Annotated in this window: 18 protein-coding genes and 1 other RNA gene; 11 read left to right on the top strand and 8 right to left on the bottom strand. The window is 60.0% G+C overall.

What is annotated here, in order from left to right:
• The first annotated feature begins 14 nt into the window (after positions 1 to 14).
• Together RF819_RS01775 and RF819_RS01770 are read left to right on the top strand one after the other, a co-directional pair.
• The gene (locus RF819_RS01775) at positions 15 to 1,268 is read left to right on the top strand and encodes a TIGR03862 family flavoprotein (RefSeq protein ID WP_078363387.1); all 1,254 of its coding nucleotides are present in this window, start codon (positions 15 to 17) and stop codon (positions 1,266 to 1,268) included.
• A gap of 144 nt (positions 1,269 to 1,412) precedes the next feature.
• A complete protein-coding gene (locus RF819_RS01770) occupies positions 1,413 to 2,708 on the top strand; it encodes an acetyl-CoA hydrolase/transferase family protein (protein WP_078363386.1) in 1,296 nt (431 codons plus the stop codon).
• Positions 2,709 to 2,722: 14 nt separating this feature from the next.
• Here RF819_RS01770 and ffs read toward each other — a convergent pair.
• Positions 2,723 to 2,819: signal recognition particle sRNA small type (gene ffs / locus RF819_RS01765), an RNA gene on the bottom strand.
• A 108-nt stretch (positions 2,820 to 2,927) separates the two neighbouring features.
• Between ffs and dnaX the strand changes: the two genes are divergently transcribed.
• From dnaX to RF819_RS01745, 4 genes are all read left to right on the top strand, one after another.
• Positions 2,928 to 4,850, top strand: coding sequence for a DNA polymerase III subunit gamma/tau (dnaX, locus tag RF819_RS01760; protein WP_078363385.1), 1,923 nt, complete (start codon positions 2,928 to 2,930; stop codon positions 4,848 to 4,850).
• Between the two features lie 47 nt (positions 4,851 to 4,897).
• On the top strand, positions 4,898 to 5,230 hold the full coding sequence (locus RF819_RS01755) for a YbaB/EbfC family nucleoid-associated protein (RefSeq protein WP_078363384.1): 333 nt from the start codon (positions 4,898 to 4,900) through the stop codon (positions 5,228 to 5,230).
• Between the two features lie 162 nt (positions 5,231 to 5,392).
• On the top strand, positions 5,393 to 5,983 hold the full coding sequence (gene recR, locus RF819_RS01750; protein ID WP_078363383.1) for a recombination mediator RecR: 591 nt from the start codon (positions 5,393 to 5,395) through the stop codon (positions 5,981 to 5,983).
• A gap of 16 nt (positions 5,984 to 5,999) precedes the next feature.
• Positions 6,000 to 6,413: an MAPEG family protein gene (locus RF819_RS01745; RefSeq protein WP_078363382.1), complete on the top strand. Its 414-nt coding sequence runs from the start codon at positions 6,000 to 6,002 to the stop codon at positions 6,411 to 6,413.
• Between the two features lie 72 nt (positions 6,414 to 6,485).
• On the opposite strand, the gene RF819_RS01740 is transcribed toward RF819_RS01745, so the two are convergent.
• On the bottom strand, positions 6,486 to 8,063 hold the full coding sequence (locus tag RF819_RS01740) for a transglycosylase SLT domain-containing protein (protein WP_078363381.1): 1,578 nt from the start codon (positions 8,061 to 8,063) through the stop codon (positions 6,486 to 6,488).
• Positions 8,060 to 8,827 carry a hydroxyacylglutathione hydrolase gene (gloB, locus tag RF819_RS01735; protein ID WP_078363380.1) on the bottom strand — a complete coding sequence of 256 codons (768 nt, stop codon included), beginning with the start codon at positions 8,825 to 8,827 and terminating at the stop codon, positions 8,060 to 8,062. Before gloB ends, RF819_RS01740 begins: the two co-directional genes overlap by 4 nt.
• Here gloB and RF819_RS01730 point away from each other — a divergent pair.
• The 4 genes from RF819_RS01730 to RF819_RS01715 all read left to right on the top strand — a co-directional run bounded on the left by RF819_RS01730 (position 8,826) and on the right by RF819_RS01715 (position 13,208).
• Positions 8,826 to 9,641 carry a class I SAM-dependent methyltransferase gene (locus RF819_RS01730; protein WP_242473134.1) on the top strand — a complete coding sequence of 272 codons (816 nt, stop codon included), beginning with the start codon at positions 8,826 to 8,828 and terminating at the stop codon, positions 9,639 to 9,641. The two genes, gloB and RF819_RS01730, sit on opposite strands and share 2 nt — an antisense overlap.
• 17 nt (positions 9,642 to 9,658) lie before the next feature.
• Complete coding sequence (gene rnhA, locus RF819_RS01725; RefSeq protein ID WP_078363378.1) at positions 9,659 to 10,108, top strand: ribonuclease HI; 450 nt, start codon at positions 9,659 to 9,661, stop codon at positions 10,106 to 10,108.
• Between the two features lie 19 nt (positions 10,109 to 10,127).
• Positions 10,128 to 11,681 carry a methyl-accepting chemotaxis protein gene (locus tag RF819_RS01720; RefSeq protein ID WP_274610616.1) on the top strand — a complete coding sequence of 518 codons (1,554 nt, stop codon included), beginning with the start codon at positions 10,128 to 10,130 and terminating at the stop codon, positions 11,679 to 11,681.
• Positions 11,682 to 11,831: 150 nt separating this feature from the next.
• Positions 11,832 to 13,208 carry a tryptophanase gene (locus tag RF819_RS01715; RefSeq protein WP_078363376.1) on the top strand — a complete coding sequence of 459 codons (1,377 nt, stop codon included), beginning with the start codon at positions 11,832 to 11,834 and terminating at the stop codon, positions 13,206 to 13,208.
• A 77-nt stretch (positions 13,209 to 13,285) separates the two neighbouring features.
• Here RF819_RS01715 and RF819_RS01710 read toward each other — a convergent pair whose 3' ends face one another.
• The 5 genes from RF819_RS01710 to RF819_RS01690 form a co-directional block, all read right to left on the bottom strand.
• Positions 13,286 to 14,104 (bottom strand): sulfite exporter TauE/SafE family protein, encoded by an 819-nt coding sequence (locus RF819_RS01710; protein WP_078363375.1) that lies wholly within the window; start codon positions 14,102 to 14,104, stop codon positions 13,286 to 13,288.
• 296 nt (positions 14,105 to 14,400) lie between these two features.
• Positions 14,401 to 14,676 carry a septum formation initiator family protein gene (locus RF819_RS01705; protein WP_078363374.1) on the bottom strand — a complete coding sequence of 92 codons (276 nt, stop codon included), beginning with the start codon at positions 14,674 to 14,676 and terminating at the stop codon, positions 14,401 to 14,403.
• Positions 14,677 to 14,685: 9 nt separating this feature from the next.
• Positions 14,686 to 15,972 (bottom strand): phosphopyruvate hydratase, encoded by a 1,287-nt coding sequence (eno, locus tag RF819_RS01700; RefSeq protein ID WP_078363373.1) that lies wholly within the window; start codon positions 15,970 to 15,972, stop codon positions 14,686 to 14,688.
• A 59-nt stretch (positions 15,973 to 16,031) separates the two neighbouring features.
• Positions 16,032 to 16,889 (bottom strand): 3-deoxy-8-phosphooctulonate synthase, encoded by an 858-nt coding sequence (gene kdsA / locus RF819_RS01695; RefSeq protein ID WP_078363372.1) that lies wholly within the window; start codon positions 16,887 to 16,889, stop codon positions 16,032 to 16,034.
• Positions 16,889 to 18,556, bottom strand: a complete 1,668-nt coding sequence (locus RF819_RS01690; protein ID WP_078363371.1) for a CTP synthase — start codon at positions 18,554 to 18,556, stop codon at positions 16,889 to 16,891. Before RF819_RS01690 ends, kdsA begins: the two co-directional genes overlap by 1 nt.
• A gap of 102 nt (positions 18,557 to 18,658) precedes the next feature.
• On the opposite strand from RF819_RS01690, the gene coaBC reads away from it, so the two are divergent.
• Entirely contained in the window at positions 18,659 to 19,879 is a 1,221-nt protein-coding gene (coaBC, locus tag RF819_RS01685) for a bifunctional phosphopantothenoylcysteine decarboxylase/phosphopantothenate--cysteine ligase CoaBC (protein ID WP_078363370.1), read from the top strand.

Genomic DNA, 19,879 nt, shown 5'->3' with positions numbered 1-19,879 from the left:
AAGTTTTAATTCCTATGAAAAATGTATGTGTGATTGGCGCCGGCCCGGCCGGATTGATGGCAGCCGAGGTCTTGTCGCGGGCTGGGGTCGCGGTTTGCCTGTATGACGCCATGCCCAGCGTGGGGCGCAAATTCCTGTTGGCGGGAAAAGGGGGGTTGAATCTGACCCACTCCGAACCTGCGGATATTTTTGCCTCTCGTTATGGGCAACGTCGCCAGCAGATTGAGGCGATTTTTGAGACCTTTGACTCGGGCGACGTGCGCAGCTGGGCCAGTTCACTCGGGATTGAGACCTTTGTGGGCAGTTCGGGCCGCGTTTTTCCGGTCGACATGAAAGCTGCGCCTTTGCTGCGCGCCTGGCTGCGCCGTCTGCGCCATCCGGAGAACGGCCCGGCGGTGCAGTTTCAGATGCGCCACCGCTGGACGGGCTGGAGCACCGGCGAGGACGCTCTGAGTAACCTGCACTTTGACATGCCTCACGGCCCGGTGCAGGTGCAGGCCGACGCGGTGGTGTTGGCGCTGGGGGGCGGCAGCTGGGCTCGGCTCGGCTCCAACGGTGCCTGGGTGCCCTGGTTGCGTGACCGGGGTGTGGCGGTGGCGCCACTGTTACCCGCCAACTGTGGTTTTGACGTGTTGGGTGGCTGGAGCGACCACTTTGCTAGCCATTTTGCCGGGCAGCCGTTCAAGTCGGTGGCGATTTCACTGACCACCTCGCAAGGTGTGCAGTTCCAGCGGCGGGGTGAGTTTGTCGCTACGGCCACCGGGGTGGAAGGCAGCCTGATCTACGCCGCATCTCATCTGTTGCGTGACGAGATCATTGCCAGCGGCCAAGCCACGTTTCACCTGGACTTGTTGCCGGATCGCTCGCCCGAGTGGGTGTTGGCGCAGGCGGCTTACCCGCGCGGCACCCGATCACTCTCCAGCCACCTCAAAAGCCGCCTGCATATCGAAGGTATCAAGGCGGCGTTGTTGCACGAAACCCTGTCCAAAGAGCAGATGCACGACCCGGCTGTGCTGGCGCAAACCATCAAGGCTTTGCCCATCACGTTGCAGGCCACCCGGCCGATAGACGAGGCCATCAGCACCGCTGGAGGTGTGTTGTTCGAGGCCGCTGACGACCACTTGATGCTCGAAGCGTTGCCGGGTGTGTTCTGTGCAGGTGAAATGTTGGACTGGGAGGCACCCACCGGTGGTTACCTGCTGACTGCCTGCCTGGCCAGTGGCGCCAAGGCGGGGCAGGGCGTGTTGAACTACTTGAGCAAGAAATGAGCTTCTAGACCAATTGGAATAAGGGTATATCGCTATGTAAGATATAGCTCCCGATGTCCGCATCGGCAGCCCCAACACGCGCCCTGGCACACAGGCGTCGTGGTCAGCACGTTTCGTTCACCTAAGCCTTCAACGGGAGACAACATGAGTGTTCAGCAGCTGTATGCACAGAAAAAGATGGCCGCCAGCGATGCGGTCCGGCTGGTCAAAAACGGTGACATGATTGTGGTGCCAACTGGCGTGGGCGAGCCGCCCGCGCTGTTGACTGCGCTGTCGGAGATCAGGCGCAGTCTGCTGGATGTGAAGGTGGCCCAGATTCTGGCGATTCGCAAATACGCCTATCTGGACCCCGACACCGTGGACCACATCCGCCACGTGGCCCTGTTTTACGGTGCGGCCACCCGAGCGGGCGGGCAGGCCGGTTGGGTCGACTTCATTCCCAACTACTTTTCAGAAATCCCCAGCCTGATCCGGCGCGATCAGATGCCAGCCGATGTGGTGTTCAGCATGGCATCGGGCATGGATGCACATGGTTACTTCTCGCTTAGCCTGGCGGCCGACTACACCATGGCCGCCATTGCGAAAGCGCGTGCCGTGGTGTTGGAGGTCAATCCCAACGTGCCGTTTGCCTTTGGCAACTGCCATGTGCACATCTCGCAGGTGGCGGCGCTGGTGGAAAGCAATGAGCCGGTGCTGGAGGTGGGCCTGCCGCAAATTGGGCCGGTGCAGGAAGCCATTGGCAAATATGTGGCCGATCTGATCGACGATGGCGCCACCCTGCAAATTGGTTATGGCGGCATCCCGGATGCGGTGGTGATGCAACTGACCACCAAACACGATCTGGGCATCCACACTGAGATGATTGGCGACGGCATCCTGACCCTGGTGGAGAGCGGCGCGGTGACCAACAAGCGCAAAAACTACCTGCCCGGCAAGATGGTGGCCACCTTTGCGCTGGGCTCCAAGCGGCTGTACCAGTTCATGGACCGCAACCCGGCGCTCGAAATACACCCGGTTGACTTCACCAACCCGCCTGCCTTGGCTGGTAAAAACGACAACTTGGTGGCCATCAACGCCACCTTGCAGATTGATTTGCTGGGCCAGTGCGGCTCCGAGAGCCTGGGCCATGTGCAGTATTCGGGTACGGGCGGCCAGGCCGACTTTGTGCGCGCCGCCAACATGTCCAACGGTGGCAAGTCCTTCATTGTTTTGCCGTCCACCGCCAAGGGCGACAGCATCTCGCGCATCGTGCCGGTGTTGTCACCCGGCACCCATGTCAGTACCAGCAAGAATGACGTGAACTATGTGGTGACTGAATTTGGTGTGGCTCAGTTACACGGCAAATCCGCCAAACAGCGTGCCCGCGAACTCATTGGCATTGCACACCCGGATTTCCGCGCAGAGCTGATCGAACAGGCCAAACGGATGCAGGTGTATTGAGAGAGAAAAGGGGAGTTGACGGACCTTAACCCCAGCACTGGCTCCACAGTTAGGGCTGCTTGGTTCCCCACCTGACCCGGTTGGCCGCTTCACCATGTGGGAAGGCCCGTCACTCGCTATTGTAATGGGTCGCGGGCGTCTTGCATTGGAATCCCGGCAACATGCCAAGTCGGGCTTGGGCGCCACGGTGGGTGGGGTGGGGCACCTTAGAATCGCCGGATGTCCTACCTCGTGCTCGCCCGCAAGTACCGCCCCCGCAACTTCACCGAAATGGTCGGGCAGGACCACGTCGTGCAGGCGCTCTCCAACGCCCTGAGCACGCAGCGGCTGCACCATGCCTACATGTTCACCGGCACGCGCGGGGTTGGCAAGACCACGGTGTCGCGTATTCTGGCCAAGTCGCTCAACTGCCAAGGGGTAGATGGCACAGGTGGAATCACCGCCAGCCCTTGTGGTGTCTGCCAAGCGTGCACGGATATTGATAGCGGCCGGTTTGTCGACTACACCGAGCTGGATGCCGCCTCGAACCGAGGTGTGGACGAGGTGCAGTCGCTGCTGGAGCAGGCGGTGTACAAGCCGGTGCAGGGCCGTTTCAAGGTTTTCATGATCGACGAAGTGCACATGCTCACCGGGCACGCCTTCAACGCCATGCTCAAGACGCTGGAAGAGCCGCCCGAGTACCTGAAATTTGTGCTGGCCACGACCGATCCGCAAAAAGTGCCGGTCACCGTGTTGTCGCGTTGTTTGCAGTTCAATTTGCGCCCGATGGCGCCTGAAACCATCCGCGAACATTTACACAAGGTGCTGGAGGTTGAGCAGGTGGCCGCCGATGTGCAGTCGCTGCGCTTGTTGGCGCGCGCCGCCCGTGGTTCCATGCGCGACGCCCTGAGCCTGACCGACCAGGCGATTGCTTTTGGCTCCGGTGCGCTGACCGAGGCCACGGTGCGCCAGATGCTGGGCAGTGTGGACCGCTCGCATGTGTTTCGCCTGATTGACGCGCTGGCTCGAGGGGATGGCAAGACGGTGGTCGATACCTCCGAGACGCTGCGCCTTAATGGCCTGAGTGCCGCCTCGACGCTGGAGGAAATGAGCGCGGTATTGCAACGCATGGCGGTGTTACAGGCGGTGCCTGGCATGGCGGCTGAGGACGACACCGACCCCGAACAAGCCGAGTTGCAACGCCTGGCCGCACTGCTGCCGATGGATGAAACCCAGTTGCTCTACAGCATCTGCCTGCATGGCCGTACCGAGCTGGGTCTGGCCCCCGACGACTACGCGGCGCTGACCATGGTGCTGCTGCGGCTGCTGGCGTTTAAACCGGCGACCGGCGCCATCCGCGCTGTGGCTGAAAAAAAAACACTGAAAACCCCGCAGCCCGCGCCTGAGCGCCCGGCGCCGTCGCCACCCAGTGCACCTGTTGCGCCGGTTCAGCCGGTTGCTCCGGTGGCCCAGGTTGTTGGCACTGCGCTGGACGATGGCGCCGAGCCAGATGAACAAAATCAACCTGTAGCCCTCGTATCTCAAGGGTCAGTAGCTCCTGAAAATGAAGCAGTTCAGCTTGTGCCAGAAGGTCAGCGCCTGCCGGTCAGAGACCCCTCTGAGCCGCCGCTTGCCAGTAAGAATTTTGAGCAGAATCAGACACCAGCCCTTGTGGATCAAGGGCAAGTAGCTACAAACATTGAAGCATTCCCGGTGCGGGTGCAGGCCGACTCAGCACGTGATGTGGTGGCCGCAAGCACCCCCCACGCGATCAGCACCACGCCCGAGGGTGACTTCTGGCATAACACGGTGCAGGCCTTGGTTGCCGCCGAAGCCATCAACGCCATGGCGCGTGAACTGGCCTTGCAGTCACAGCTGGTGGCGCGTGACAACAACGACTGGCTGCTGCGCGTCGAGCGCGAGTCGCTCAACCATGCTGGCAGCAAAGACCGCCTGACCACCGCCTTGGCCGCCGTCGGGCACCCGGTGCGCCTGGTGATTGAGGTGGGGCGTGTCACCGACAGCCCGGCCAAGCGCAACGCGGCGGCAGCGGCGCAAGCCCAGTTGGCTGCCGAAAAAATCGTTTTTGACGACCCGTTTGTGCAGTCGATGATGCGGGAATTTGACGCGAAAATTGTGCCTGGCAGCATCAAGCCGCTGTGATGCGCAGGTGCTCGAGAATCTTTTTTATCACCAACTGAAGGAACCCCATGTTCAACAAAGGACAACTCGCCGGCTTGATGAAGCAGGCGCAGGCGATGCAGGAAAACATGAAAAAGGCCCAGGACGATCTGGGCAACATCGAAGTCAGCGGTGAATCCGGCGCGGGCCTGGTCAAGATCACCATGACCTGCAAACACGAGGTGCGCCGTGTCACCATCGACCCGAGTTTGTTGACCGACGACAAAGACATGCTCGAAGACCTGGTGGCGGCGGCGTTTAATGCGGCGCTGCGCAAGGCGGAGGAGACTTCGGCCGAGAAGATGGGCAAGATCACCGCAGGGATGCCAGGCCTCCCCGGTGGCATGAAATTCCCTTTCTGAGGGTGGCTACCGAGCCAGCGTGATCCGTCGTTGGGCGCTGCTCGCAATCCTCACGTACAAAGAAGTACGTTCCGGTTGCTGCGCTCCGTCCGCCTAGGCTGACGCTGGCTCGCTACGCCCGCCATGCCGTTGCAAATACATTTTCTTTGAGTATCCGCACCTATGTCTGACACCAATGCGCTAGAAGTGCTGATCCAGTCGCTGCGCTGCCTGCCGGGCGTGGGGGTGAAATCGGCGCAGCGCATGGCGTTTCACCTGTTGCAGCACAACCGTGCGGGCGCCGAGACGCTGGCGCGGGCCTTGAATGAGGCGACCCACAGCATCCAGCACTGTGCGCTGTGCCACACCTTCACCCAGGCCGAGGTCTGTGCCACCTGCCTGGATGAGCGGCGTGATACCAGCAAGCTCTGTGTGGTCGAAACCCCGGCTGACCAGTCGGCGGTGGAGCGTACCGGCGCTTACAAGGGCCTGTACTTTGTGCTGATGGGCAAACTCAGCCCGCTGGACGGCATCGGCCCCAAGGACATTGGTTTGAAAAAGCTGTTTGACCGGGCGCTCGATGGCACCGTGCACGAGGTGATTCTGGCCACCAACTTCACCGCCGAGGGCGAAGCCACGGCGCATGTGATTGCAGAAGGCCTCAAAGGCCGGGGCCTGCAGCTCACCCGTCTGGCCCGGGGTGTGCCGGTGGGCAGCGAGCTGGAATATGTCGATTTGGGCACCATTGCCCACGCGCTGGTCGACCGGCGTTAACCCCTCAGGAGTTGTCATGCTGTTGCCCTCGTTCACCTTGGCTTACTGGTGTGTGTTGATCGCGGCTTTGTTGCCGATTGTGTGTGCCGGTATCGCCAAGTGGGGGACGTTCACCAAGCCGCCACAGCAAGGGGGTTTTGACAACAAACACCCGCGTGCCTGGTTGGCTGGCCAGACTGGCTGGCGTGCCCGCGCCAATGCCGCGCAAGCCAACAGTTTTGAGGCGCTGCCGTTTTTCATTGGTGCGGTGGTGATCGCCCACCAGTTGGGCGCGTACCAGGCCCGGCTGGATGTGCTGGCCGCCCTGTTTGTGGTGCTGCGGCTGGTCTACATCCTGCTGTATGTGGCCAACCAGGCGAGCCTGCGCAGTGTGGTGTGGTTGTTGGGCTTGGGGCTCAACATCGGCATTTTGTTTGCTGGCTACCGTTAAAAACGCGGGTCGGTAGCGCACCGAATCGGGCTGGTGCCTGGCGCTGTGGCCAAACGCCCGGCCTCACTCAGATCACTTCTTCTTGGCGGGTGCCGTTTTCTTGGGCGCCACAACTGTTTTTTTGCGCGCAGGCACCTTGGCGGCTTTTTTGGTATTGCTGCTCTGCGATGAGTGTGCGGCTTTGCTTGACGGTGCCGCCCTCACGGCCCGGCTTGCACGTGCAGGCAAATACACCACCACTTTTTGACCGGCTTTGAAGACGGCTGACGCATTGACGTTGTTCCAGCGTGCGACTTCCGCCACGTTCAGACCATAACGTTTGGCCAGGGAGGCCACGCTGTCTTTTTTGCCTGCTTTGACGCTGGTCTTGCGCAGCACCACCTCGGGCGCCAACGACAGCTGGCCGTTGTCAGCCACATGGTTGCTCACGTCATTGAGCACGCTGCTGTCACGGCGCACCAGCAAGGTCGAGCCAGCACGGATCAGCATACGGCCCTTGATGTTGTTGACCTCACGCAGCTCGTTCTCTGACATGTTGAAGCGGCTCGCGGCATCAGCCGGTTTGAGGGTGGTCGGTGCAATCCAGGCGGTCCAGCTGGCGAGTCCGCTGCCGCCATAGGCCTCCAGATTGGCCTGAAACACCTCGGCGTTGTCCCAGGGCAGCAAAATGGTGGGTGTGCCTGCCGCCAACAGCACCGGTTTGGAGGCTGATGGGTTGAGCGCCCGGAAGTCGCTCAAAGGCACCTCGGCCAGTTTGGCCGCCAGCGCCACATCGATGTCGCGGCGGATCTCCACCGTTTGGAAATACGGGTGGTTGCCAATGGCGGGCAAACGGGTGTTGAACTTGTCCGGGTCGGCCACGATGTTTTTGACCGCCTGCAGCTTGGGCACATAAAACTGCGTCTCCATCGGCATCTTCAGATCAAGGTAGCTGGTGCCCAGGCCCAGCTTCTTGTTTTTGGCAATGGCCCGGGAAACACTGCCTTCGCCCCAGTTGTAGGCGGCCAGGGCCAGGTGCCAGTCGCCAAACATGCCGTACAGGCGCTGCAGGTAGTCCAGCGCGGCGCGGGTGGAGGCCAGCACATCACGCCGCTCATCCCGAAACATGTTCTGTTTGAGTTCAAAGTATTTGCCGGTGGCGGGCATGAACTGCCACATGCCAGCCGCCCGGGCGCTGGAGACCGCCTGCGGATTGAACGCGCTTTCAATAAAGGGCAGCAGGGCCAGCTCGGTGGGCATGCCGCGCCGCTCCAGCTCTTCCACAATGTAGAACAGGTATTTGCCACCCCGGTCGGTCATGCGTTGCACATAGTCGGGTCGGGTGGCGTACCACTGTTCGCGGTCACGCACCAGGTCGTTGTCGAGTTCGGGCATGGCAAAGCCGAGGCGTATGCGGTCCCACATGTTGGCCGGCGGGGTGAGGGCATGCACCGGCAGTGAGCTCAGTGTCAGGCTCGGCAAGGCGCGCAAACCGCCACTGGGGTAGACCGGGTTGCGCAATCCCGGCGGGTTGTTGTCGCTGCGCACACCGGGTGCGCCGGGTGTGGTGGCCAGGGTGTAGGTGTCCGGTTGACCACTTGGGGTGGTGCTGGCGCAGCCTACCAAAACGAGGCAAAACAGCAGGGCTGCCGATTTCAAAAAATGTGTCAAAACTGATTTTTCCAGGTTCGCAGCGCCGCAAAAACACCCACCGGGTCTTGCGCGGTGGCGTCAAATTGCTGCACGGCGCGGATCACACTGGGGAGGTGTGTCCGCAAAAAAGGGTTGATGGCTTTTTCCAGACCGATGCTCGAAGGCAGGCTGGGCAAGTGCTGTTCACGCAGCGTTTGGACAGTGGCCTGGTGGTTGACCACGTCCTGGTTATCGGGCTCAACGGCATGGGCAAAGACCAGGCCGCTGGCTGTGTACTCATGGGCACAGCAGACGCGGGTGTGGTCAGGCAAGGCGGCCAGTTTGCCCAGCGAGTTGAGCATTTGCGCAGGGGTACCTTCAAACAGGCGTCCGCTGCCCGCGCTGAACAAGGTGTCACCACAGAACAGCAGCGGGTCCTCGCCCTCGGGTTCGGTGTAGAAGGCAATGTGGCCAGCGGTGTGTCCGGGCACGTCGATCACCTGCAGGCGCCAACCCAGCAACTCAATGACATCACCACCGGCCAGGCGCATCAAAGGTTCGGGCACCTGCTCCAGCAGCGGCCCGAACACCCGTGCACCGGTTGCCTCGCGCAGTTCGGCCACACCGCCGGTGTGATCGTGATGGTGGTGCGTGACTAGAATCGCCTCGAGTTGGACATCCAAGCGTTTGATGGCCGCAAAAACAACCTGGGCATCGCCGGGGTCCACCACCAGGGCACGCTGTCCATCGTGCAGCATCCAGATGTAGTTGTCGTTGAAAGCAGGCAGTGGAATTAAGTTCATGAGCGGTCAAATTATAGGGATGCACGATTGGTTGGCCTCGCCACCAGGGCAGTATCTGCTGGCTTGGGAGCGTGTCCAAATGGCGCAGGCGGTGGCGAATGTTTTCGGGTATCACGCCTTGCAACTGGGCTTGCCCGAGCTCGATGCACTCGAGGCCAACCGCATGCCACACCGCTGGTTGGCCACCCCCACCCCGGCTGAGGCCACGATCCTGCCGCAAGAGTCAGCCACAAGCCCACGGGTGGCGCTGGTCACGGATTTCTCAGCCTTGCCGTTCTCGGCCAACAGCCTCGATCTGGTGGTGATGCCGCATGCGCTGGAGTTGTCCGCCGATCCGCACGGCGTCTTGCGTGAGGTGGCGCGCGTGCTGGTCCCTGAAGGCCGGGTGGTGATTTGTGGACTCAATCCCTTGAGTATGTGGGGCTTTTGCCAGCGGCGACCGAACTGGTTTAGCTGGATGGGCGCGCAACGCCTGCTGTTGCCCTCGGCGGGGGAATGCATCGGCTATTTGCGATTGCGTGACTGGCTGAGTCTGCTGAATCTGGAGATCGAAGACAGCCAGTTTGGCTGCTACCGGCCCGCCTGCTCCAGCCAGGCCTGGTTGCAGCGCTTCAACTGGATGGACAAGGCGGGTGCGCGCTGGTGGCCGATACTGGGTTCGGTGTACTGTCTGGTGGCGGTCAAGCGGGTGCGCAGCATGACCTTGATCAACCCGGCCCGAAAGGCCGTCAGGCGCTTGGCGGTTGCTCCTGTTACTGTAGCTAATAGCTCAGGTAACATGAGGGCTACAGGCCAAAATGACATACAAACTTAAACACATGGACAAACACATTGAACAGCATTGATATTTATACCGATGGCGCCTGCAAGGGCAACCCTGGCCCGGGTGGCTGGGGCGCGTTGCTGAAGTCGCCAGAGGCGCAAAAGGAGTTGTGTGGCGGTGAACTCGACACCACCAACAACCGCATGGAGATGATGGCGGTGATCGAGGCCTTGTCGGCGCTCAAGCGCCCCTGCAAGATCACGCTGCATGTGGACAGCCAGTATGTGCTCAAAGGCATGACCGAGTGGCTGCCGGGCTGGAAGGCGCGCGGCTGGAAAACCGCCACCAAGGAGCCTGTCAAAAATGTTGATCTGTGGCAACGGCTGGATGCTTTGGTGAACGGTGGCACTCACCAGATCGAGTGGCGCTGGGTGCGTGGTCATAATGGTCACCCAGGTAACGAGCGAGCCGATGAACTTGCAAATCGGGGGGTCGCCATGGCGCTGCAAAAGCGCTGATCACACGGAGGCAACACGTATGCCCACATTGACATCGATGAGTATTGTTTGGCGTTTGACCCTGCTGATCACCGGTGCCATGTTGGGTCTGGTGTTGTTGGCGTGTGTGTTCCTGTGGTCTGAACGTGCCCTGATCCTGGAAGAACGGCAAACAGCCGTTCGCCAGACGGTCGAGGTTGCTCAGGGTGTGCTGACGCGTTTTCACGCGCTAGAAACACAGGGCAAACTGACACAGGATGACGCCCAACGGCAAGCCATCGACACACTGCGTCAACTGCGTTACAGCGGTGCCGAGTATTTCTGGATCAATGACATGCACCCCCACGTGGTGCTGCACCCGATCAAACCGGAACTCGAAGGCACGGACGTCTCAGGCCTCAAAAGCCCCACCGGACAATTCATTTTTGTTGACTTCGTCAAGCAGGTCAAAACGGCAGGTGATGGTTTTGTCAGCTATGTCTGGCCCAAACCAGGCAACACCGAGCCGGTGCCGAAAATTTCTTATGTCAAAGGTTTTGGGCCTTGGGGCTGGGTCGTTGGCTCCGGGGTGTATGTTGACAACGTCAATGCGGCGGTCTGGCGTCGGGCCGGCGGTTTTGCGGCTGGCACCCTGTTGCTGCTGGCTCTGTTGGCGGGTTTTGGCTGGTTGATCTCACGCAGCATCCTGCGCCAGCTGGGGGGTGAACCCAGTGTTGTCAGTGACCTGACCCAGCGGATTGCCCAAGGTGATTTGGCCACTCACATTGAACTGCGAGCCCAGGACAACAGCAGCATCTTGTATGACTTGCGAACCATGCGTGACCGTTTTGCAGCCATCGTGAGGCACGTGCGCGACGGCTCGGAAGGTGTGGCCACTGCCAGTTCCGAGATCGCCCAGGGTAACCAGGACTTGTCGGACCGCACCGAAAGCCAGGCCAGTGCGCTGGAGCAAACTGCGGCTTCCATGGAACAGCTCAGTGCCACAGTGCAGCACAACGCTGACAGCGCTGCCCAGGCCAGCCAGATGGCGGTACATGCAAGCAGTGTGGCGGTGCAGGGTGGTCGGGTGGTGGCCGACGTGGTGGCGACCATGGGTGGCATCAACGAGGCCTCGCGCAAGATCAGCGACATCATTGCGGTGATTGACGGCATCGCCTTCCAAACCAATATCCTGGCGCTGAACGCGGCGGTGGAAGCCGCCCGCGCCGGGGAGCAGGGGCGTGGTTTTGCCGTGGTGGCCAGTGAGGTGCGGTCTTTGGCCGGACGCAGTGCCGCAGCCGCCAAAGAGATCAAGAACCTGATCAGTACCAGCGTGGAACGTGTGTCCACTGGCACAGCGCTGGTGGATCAGGCGGGCAGCACCATGAACGAGGTAGTCAGCAGCATCGCCCGACTGGTGGACGTGGTGGGTGAGATCAGCGCAGCCAGCCGCGAACAGAGCCTGGGTGTGTCACAGGTCGGTGAGGCCGTCACACAAATGGACCGGGTGACCCAGCAAAACGCGGCCCTGGTCGAGGAAATGGCCGCTGCCGCCAGTAGCTTGAAGTCCCAGGCCAATGACTTGGTGCAAACGGTGGCAGTCTTCAAGCTCTGAGCGTGTTTTGCCAGCTTCCGTGGTCTAAACGGGGTGCTGGCTATGGCAGTCTGGTCGCCGGATAGTTGTCAAACATGTTGGTTTTTAGCGACACCATGCGACCAAGCCCGATGCTACCTTCTCGCCTCCATTGACTGAGACGAGCAAAACATGCCCAAAACCCTGATTGAACCCTTTCGCATCAAGAGCATTGAACCCATTCGTATGACGACCCGTGAAGAGCGGGTGCACCTGCTGGAAGCGGCCAAACTCAACGTTTTTAAATTGCACGCCGAAGATGTGTTGATCGACTGGTTGACCGACTCCGGTACCGGCGCCATGTCCAGTCGCCAGTGGGGCGCCATCATGGAAGGTGACGAGAGTTACGCCGGTGCACGCAGCTTCTACCGGCTGGAAAAAGTCATCCAGGACATCACCGGTATGAACTTCTTTGTGCCGACCCACCAGGGCCGGGCCGCAGAAAAAGTGCTGTTCACCGCCGTCTGCAAAAAAGGCGACGTGGTGCCCAACAACTGCCACTTTGACACCACCCGTGCCAACCTGGAGTACCTCGGTATCGAGGCGTTGGATCTGGTGGTTGCCGAAGGGACGCAACCCGCCACCATCCACCCGTTCAAGGGCAACATCGACCTGGAGCGGGTCGAGGCTTTGCTCAAAGCGCGCGGCGACCAGATCCCATTTGGCATGATCACCGTCACCAACAACACCGGTGGTGGCCAGCCGGTGTCGATGGCCAACATCCGCGCTTATGCTGCCTTGCTCAAGAAATACGGCAAACCTTTCATCATGGATGTGTGCCGTTTTTCCGAGAACGCGATGTTCATCAAGATGCGCGAGCCGGGTTATGAACACACCTCGATCAAGGCCATTGTGCAAGAGATGTTCTCTTATGCCGACGGTGCGACCATGAGTGCCAAGAAAGATGGCATGGTCAACATCGGCGGTTTCATCGTGCTGCGCAGCGAAGAGTGGATGGACGCGGTGCGCAACGTACTGATCATGACCGAAGGTTTCCCCACCTATGGCGGCTTGGCTGGGCGCGACCTGGAGGCGCTGGCGGTGGGGCTGGAGGAGGGCATGCAGGAAGACTATTTGCGTTACCGACTGCGCACCGCCGAATACCTGGGTGAACGGCTGGAGGCGGCGGGTGTCAGCTTCGTCAAACCCACCGGTGGCCACGCGGTCTACATCGACGCACGTACCGTATTGCCTGATATGCCGGTGGCGCATTACCCGGCCTGGGCTTTGTGCAATGCCCTGTACCTCGAGGGCGGCATTCGCGGTGTGGAAATCGGCTCTGTGATGTTTGGCAAACGCCTGGCCGATGGCACCGAGACCTACCACAGCATGGAGCTGGTGCGCTTGGCGTTCCCGCGGCGCATGTACACCCAGAGCCACTTTGACTACGCTGCCGAAGTGATTGCCGAGGTGAAGGACAAGGCTGCCAGCATTCGTGGTGTGAAGATCACCAAACAGCCGCCCTTTCTGCGTCACTTCACGTGTGAGTGTGCCTGGGTGGACGCCTGAACCAGACGGGGGCCACAGCTGTGGCCTTCACCGAGACAAGTGCGTGACCTACCTGATACCAGCAATGGGGCCACGCCTTACCAGCTGACCACCGCGCGGTACAACATGTAAGTCGCCAGCAGGTACAAGACGCTGGCAAACACCCGTTTGAGACGTTTGACAGGCAGTTTGTGGGCCGCTGCCGCACCCAAGGGGGCGGTCAGGATGCTGCAACTGGCAATCACCATCAGAGCGGGCAACCAGATGTACCCCAGGGAGTAGGGCGGCAGATGGGCCACACCCGAGCCACTCACCACAAAACCCAGCGCATTGGCCAGGGCGATCGGGAAGCCCAGGGCGGCCGAGGTGGCCACCGCCGCGTGAATCGGCACATTGCACCAGGTCATGAAAGGCACGCTGACAAAACCACCACCAGCCCCGACCAGCCCTGACAAAAAGCCGATCACCGAACCGGTACCGACCAAACCCATCGGCCCAGGCACCGAGCGGCTTGGCGCAGGCTTTTTGTCCAGAAACATCTGGGTGGCGGAAAATCCCACAAACAAGGCAAACACCAAGGCCAGGGCCGAGCCCTTCAGGACGGCAAACACCCCGATGCTGGCGATGCCCGCGCCCAGAACAATGCCTGGCGCCAGGCTTTTGACCAGGTCCCAGCGGATGGCGCCACGTTTGTGGTGCGCCCGTAAGCTCGACACGGAGGTGAAAACGATGGTGGCCATGGAGGTGGCAATGGCCATCTTGATGGACAGCTGCGGGTCAACACCCTGGCTGGAGAGAATGGCTGTGATAAACGGCACCATGATCATGCCGCCACCAATCCCAAGCAACCCCGCCAAAAAGCCCGAGATCAGACCCAGCAGGCCTAGGGCAAGAATCAGGGAGGGTTCAAAGTGCATTGGCCATATCAAAAAAAGGTGTCTGCCGTGGCACCAGACCGGCATCCTGAACCGGGGTTCAGGTGGGCGAGGTCAGCGTCGTCTTGGGTTCATCTAACGCGAGATGATCACGCCAACAACACAATGTTCCAAGCCCTGGCTCAATGAGCATTGGTTCAAGGAATATACAGCCCAGCGAACACGACAGACGGCTCCATTGTAGGCGGCGATCTGGGGTCAACACGCAGTGAGAGGGATTTTTGTGGCAAGGGGCTTGAAGTCAGCCTGCCATCCGTTCAAGGCCGAGCGGGTCGGCCTCAACGCGACATCTGTACATAGATCTCGTTGGTTTTCACCATGCCCAGTTCCATCCGGGCTTTTTCTTCGACCATTTCGAGGCCTTCCTTGAGGTCTTGCACCTCGGCCTCCAGCTGGCTGTTGGCCTGCTGGAACTGCTCATTTTTCTGAAGCTGGTCGCTCAGGTCGGCGCGTAATTGCGCCACCTTGGGCAAACTGCCCCGGCCCAACCACAGCTGCGCGTGCAACAGCAGCAGCAGCGTGATCAGCAGGGTCGGGACGAGGCGTCTGCCCACAACTGGCGTTTAGCGCAGGTTGTAGAACGCAGCGCGGCCAGGGTAGGAAGCGACTTCACCCAAGTCTTCTTCGATGCGCAGCAGTTGGTTGTACTTGGCCATGCGGTCAGAGCGGCTCAGGGAACCGGTCTTGATCTGCAAGGCGTTCATACCCACGGCGATGTCGGCAATGGTCGAGTCTTCGGTTTCGCCAGAGCGGTGGCTGATCACGGCGGTGTAACCGGCGCGTTTGGCCATTTCGATGGCGGCGAAGGTTTCGGTCAAGGTGCCGATCTGGTTGATCTTGATCAGGATCGAGTTGGCAATGCCTTTGTCGATGCCTTCTTTGAAGATCTTGGTATTGGTCACAAACAAGTCGTCACCAACGATCTGCACGTTTTTGCCCAGACGGTCGGTCAAGACTTTCCAGCCATCCCAGTCGCCTTCGGCCATGCCGTCTTCGATGCTGATGATCGGGTATTTGTCGACCCAGGTGGCCAACATGTCGGTCCACTCTTCGGCGCTCAAGACCAGGCCTTCACCTTCGAGGTGGTATTTGCCGTCTTTGTAGAACTCGCTGGCAGCGCAGTCCAGGCCCAGGGCGATGTGTTCACCAGCCACAAAACCGGCTTTGTCAATCGCTTGCAAAATCAGCTGGATCGCGGCTTCGTGGCCACCTTCAACCTTGGGTGCAAAACCACCTTCGTCACCCACAGCGGTGCTGATGCCCTTGTCGTGCAGGATCTTCTTGAGCGCATGGAACACTTCTGCGCCGTAACGCAGGGCTTCACGGAAAGAGGGGGCGCCAACTGGGATGATCATGAACTCTTGCAAGTCCAGGTTGTTGTTGGCGTGTTCGCCGCCGTTGATGACGTTCATCATCGGCACGGGCATCTGCATGCCACCCATGCCGCCGAAGTAGCGGTACAGCGGCAGGCCGGACTCTTCAGCGGCAGCACGTGCCACAGCCATGGAGACGGCCAACATCGCATTGGCGCCCAGGCGGGATTTGTTTTCGGTGCCGTCCAGGTCGATCAGGGTCTTGTCCAGGAAGGCTTGTTCCGACGCATCCAGACCCAGCACGGCTTCCGAAATTTCGGTGTTGATATGTTCGACGGCTTTGAGGACACCTTTGCCGAGGTAACGGGTTTTGTCATTGTCACGCAGCTCGATCGCTTCGCGGCTTCCGGTAGAAGCGCCGCTTGGGACTGCGGCACGACCCATGGTGCCGCTTTCCAGCAACACGTCGCACTCGACCGTGGGGTTACCACGGGAGTCCAGAATTTCACGACCTACGATATCTACGATTGCACTCATTGGCTTCTTTCAGTAGTTAAACACACGGGAAAAGGGGTTATAGATGGGGCGTGATTGAATCACGCCGAGAAGTCATTTTCAAGAAAGCCATGCTTTTTGGTAACCCGGTCGAGGTCCAACAGGGTCTCCAGCAGGGCTTTCATGTGTTTGAGGGGCACTGCATTGGGACCATCGCTCAGGGCTTGCGCCGGGTTCGGGTGGGTTTCCATGAACAGGCCAGCCACACCCACGGCCACAGCCGCACGTGCCAGCACCGGCACCATCTCGCGCTGGCCGCCACTGCTGGTGCCTTGGCCGCCGGGCAGTTGCACCGAGTGGGTGGCATCAAACACCACGGGCGCTTGGGTGTCACGCATGATGGCCAGTGAACGCATGTCGCTCACCAGGTTGTTGTAGCCAAAACTGGCGCCACGTTCACAGGCCATGAAGTTGTCCTCCACCAGACCCGCTTCACGCGCCGCTGCACGGGCTTTGTCGATGACGTTTTTCATGTCACCGGGGGCCAGGAACTGCCCCTTCTTGATGTTCACTGGTTTGCCACTCTGGGCCACAGCGCGGATGAAATCGGTCTGGCGGCACAAAAAGGCCGGGGTTTGCAACACATCCACCACCGACGACACCTGGGCGATCTGGTCTTCAGAATGGATGTCGGTGAGCACCGGCAAACCCAGTTCACGTTTGACCTTGGCCAGAATCTCCAGGCCTTTGTCGATGCCCGGACCACGGAAGGTGTTGCCGCTGGAACGGTTGGCCTTGTCAAAACTGCTTTTGAAAATGAACGGGATGCCCAGGCTGGTCGTGATCTCTTTCAGCGTGCCCGCCGTGTCCATTTGCAATTGCTCGGACTCGATCACACAGGGCCCGGCAATCAGGAAAAACGGCCGATCCAGGCCAATCTCAAAACCACAGAGTTTCATCAGGCCAACGCTTTCTCAGGGGTGGAGGTGACTTGTTGGTCCAGGGCTGCGCGCACAAACGCGTTGAACAGCGGGTGGCCAGCCCAGGGTGTGGACTTGAACTCGGGGTGGAACTGCACCCCCATGAACCACGGGTGCACCGCTTGCGGCAGTTCGACGATCTCAGTCAGGTGTTCACGCTGGGTCAGCGCCGAGATCACCAGCCCGGCCTGGCGCAGCTTGTCGAGGTAATTCACATTCGCTTCAAACCGGTGGCGGTGCCGTTCGGTGACCACATTGCCATAAATCTTGTGCGCCAGCGTGCCCTTGACCACGTCCGAGCTTTGAGCGCCCAGGCGCATGGTGCCGCCCAGGTCCGAGTCTTCGGTGCGTGTCTTGATGCTGCCGTCCGCGTCTTTCCATTCGGTGATCAGGGCAATCACAGGATGGGGGCAATCGGGCACAAATTCGGTGCTGTTGGCGTCGGTTAAACCGGCCACATGGCGTGCAAATTCGATGGTGGCCACTTGCATCCCCAAGCAGATGCCCAGGTAAGGAATCTTGGTTTCGCGGGCAAAACGCGCCGCGCAGATCTTGCCTTCGACACCCCGCACACCAAAACCACCAGGCACCAAAATCGCGTCAAACTTGGCCAACTGCGCCACGTTGTCAGGCGAGAGGGTTTCCGAGTCGATGTAACTGATGTTGACGTGCACATGGTTTTTCATGCCCGCGTGGCGTAGCGCCTCGTTGAGTGACTTGTAACTGTCGCTCAATTCGACATATTTACCCACCATGGCAATCGAGACATTGCCCTTGGGGTGTTCGGTTTCATTCACCAGGTCATCCCAGCGTTTGAGGTTGGCAGGTGGTGTGTTCAGGCGCAACTTGTCACAAATCAGACCGTCCAGGCCTTGTTCATGCAGCACCCGCGGCACTTTGTAAATGGTGTCGACGTCGGGCATGGAGATCACACCCCATTGCGCCACATTGGTGAACAGCGAGATTTTTTCGCGCTCGTCGTCTGGGATGCAGCGGTCAGCGCGGCACAACAGAGCGTCGGGCTGGATACCGATCTCGCGCAGCTTTTGCACCGTGTGTTGTGTTGGCTTGGTTTTGAGTTCACCCGCTGCAGCGATCCATGGCACATAGGTCAGATGCACAAAAGCGGCCTGGTTCGGGCCTAAGCGCAGGCTGAGCTGGCGCACTGCTTCCAGGAACGGCAGCGACTCGATGTCACCCACGGTGCCGCCGATTTCCACAATCGCCACATCCACCGCGTCGGGCGTGCCAAAGTCGGCACCGCGTTTGATGAAGTCCTGGATTTCGTTGGTCACATGCGGGATCACCTGAACGGTTTTGCCCAGGTAGTCACCACGGCGCTCTTTTTCGAGCACGCTTTTGTAGATCTGGCCGGTGGTGAAGTTGTTGGCCTTTTTCATGCGCGTTTCAATAAAACGCTCGTAGTGGCCCAGATCAAGGTCGGTTTCCGCACCGTCATTGGTCACAAACACTTCACCATGCTGAAATGGCGACATCGTGCCGGGGTCGACATTCAGATAGGGATCCAATTTGATCAGAGTGACTTTGAGGCCACGTGATTCAAGGATCGCGGCGAGTGAGGCTGAGGCGATTCCCTTGCCCAGGGAAGACACCACGCCGCCGGTGACGAAGACAAATTTGGTCATGTCGAGGGGAGCTGCACGCTCATGGAGCTGGTAAAAAAGGATTATAGAAGGCCGCCTTGTTGCGGCCATGTAACCGAGTACGGCTCTGTTACATTGCGGCGCATGAAAGATCTTGCTGGAAAACACATTGTTCTGGGACTCACTGGGGGAATTGCCTGCTACAAGTCGGCCGAGCTGTGCCGACTGCTGATCAAAGCAGGTGCGACGGTGCAGGTGGTGATGACGGCCGCTGCCGAGCAGTTCATCACCCCGGTGACGATGCAGGCGCTGAGCCAGCGCACCGTGGCCACCTCGCAGTGGGACGCGCGTGAAGCCAACAACATGGCGCACATCAACTTGAGTCGCGAAGCCGATGCCTGCCTGATTGCCCCCTGCAGTGCCGATTTCATCGCCAAGTTGGCGCACGGTCAGGCCGATGAGTTGCTGAGCCTGATGTGCTTGGCGCGACCCGCTGACAAAGTACCTCTTTTGTTAGCGCCGGCCATGAACCGCGAAATGTGGGCTCATCCGGCCACCCGGCGCAATCTGGCGCAGGTGGTGGCCGATGGCGCGGTGGTGCCGGGGGTGGGCAGTGGCGAGCAGGCCTGTGGTGAAACGGGTGACGGTCGCATGCTGGAGCCCCAGGACCTGCTGGACGAGCTGATCGCTTTTTTTCAGCCCAAGTTACTCACAGGTCAGCATGTGCTGGTGACCGCCGGGCCGACCTACGAGGCGATGGACCCGGTGCGTGGCATCACCAATCTGTCGAGTGGCAAGATGGGGTTTGCCATTGCCCGCGCCGCGCGCGAGGCGGGCGCCGAGGTCACGCTGGTGGCCGGTCCGGTTTGCCTGCCGACGCCGCGTGGCATCACCCGGGTAGATGTGCGTTCAGCATCAAATATGCTTGAAGCCGTTATGGATAAAGCGCCAGTAGCTGATATTTTTGTAGCAACTGCCGCAGTGGCCGACTGGCGCCCGGCGCAAGAGGCCGAACAGAAAATCAAGAAAGACGGCTCGGGCCAAGCGCCCACGCTGAGCTTTGTAGAGAACCCCGACATCCTGGCGACGCTGGCGCAGTCACCCCGTGCGCAAAGCGGCGAGCTGTTTTGCGTCGGTTTTGCGGCAGAGAGCCAGGACCTGGTGGCCAATGCCCAAGCCAAGCGGCTGCGCAAGGGCGTGCCTCTGCTGGTGGGCAACATCGGTCCGGCCACCTTTGGTCAGGATGACAACACTTTGTTGCTGGTGGACGAGCAAGGTGTGCGCGAGTTGTCGCGTGACACCAAGTTGGCATTAGCTCGTAAATTAATAGCGGACATCGCACACAAAACAAGGGCTACAGGCTAA

Origin of the sequence: Rhodoferax fermentans (assembly GCF_002017865.1) — a bacterium.
In the GTDB taxonomy this organism is placed as follows: Bacteria; Pseudomonadota; Gammaproteobacteria; order Burkholderiales; family Burkholderiaceae_C; genus Rhodoferax; species Rhodoferax fermentans.
This window is presented reverse-complemented; position numbering and strand designations above follow the sequence as displayed.

Coding starts and splice junctions, on each gene's coding strand:
- RF819_RS01775 (WP_078363387.1), top strand. CDS start 15: ATGAAAAATGTATGTGTGATTGGCGCCGGCCCGGCCGGATTGATGGCA.
- RF819_RS01770 (WP_078363386.1), top strand. CDS start 1,413: ATGAGTGTTCAGCAGCTGTATGCACAGAAAAAGATGGCCGCCAGCGAT.
- dnaX (WP_078363385.1), top strand. CDS start 2,928: ATGTCCTACCTCGTGCTCGCCCGCAAGTACCGCCCCCGCAACTTCACC.
- RF819_RS01755 (WP_078363384.1), top strand. CDS start 4,898: ATGTTCAACAAAGGACAACTCGCCGGCTTGATGAAGCAGGCGCAGGCG.
- recR (WP_078363383.1), top strand. CDS start 5,393: ATGTCTGACACCAATGCGCTAGAAGTGCTGATCCAGTCGCTGCGCTGC.
- RF819_RS01745 (WP_078363382.1), top strand. CDS start 6,000: ATGCTGTTGCCCTCGTTCACCTTGGCTTACTGGTGTGTGTTGATCGCG.
- RF819_RS01730 (WP_242473134.1), top strand. CDS start 8,826: ATGAGCGGTCAAATTATAGGGATGCACGATTGGTTGGCCTCGCCACCA.
- gloB (WP_078363380.1), bottom strand. CDS start 8,827: ATGAACTTAATTCCACTGCCTGCTTTCAACGACAACTACATCTGGATG.
- RF819_RS01720 (WP_274610616.1), top strand. CDS start 10,128: ATGCCCACATTGACATCGATGAGTATTGTTTGGCGTTTGACCCTGCTG.
- RF819_RS01715 (WP_078363376.1), top strand. CDS start 11,832: ATGCCCAAAACCCTGATTGAACCCTTTCGCATCAAGAGCATTGAACCC.
- RF819_RS01710 (WP_078363375.1), bottom strand. CDS start 14,104: ATGCACTTTGAACCCTCCCTGATTCTTGCCCTAGGCCTGCTGGGTCTG.
- eno (WP_078363373.1), bottom strand. CDS start 15,972: ATGAGTGCAATCGTAGATATCGTAGGTCGTGAAATTCTGGACTCCCGT.
- kdsA (WP_078363372.1), bottom strand. CDS start 16,889: ATGAAACTCTGTGGTTTTGAGATTGGCCTGGATCGGCCGTTTTTCCTG.
- RF819_RS01690 (WP_078363371.1), bottom strand. CDS start 18,556: ATGACCAAATTTGTCTTCGTCACCGGCGGCGTGGTGTCTTCCCTGGGC.
- coaBC (WP_078363370.1), top strand. CDS start 18,659: ATGAAAGATCTTGCTGGAAAACACATTGTTCTGGGACTCACTGGGGGA.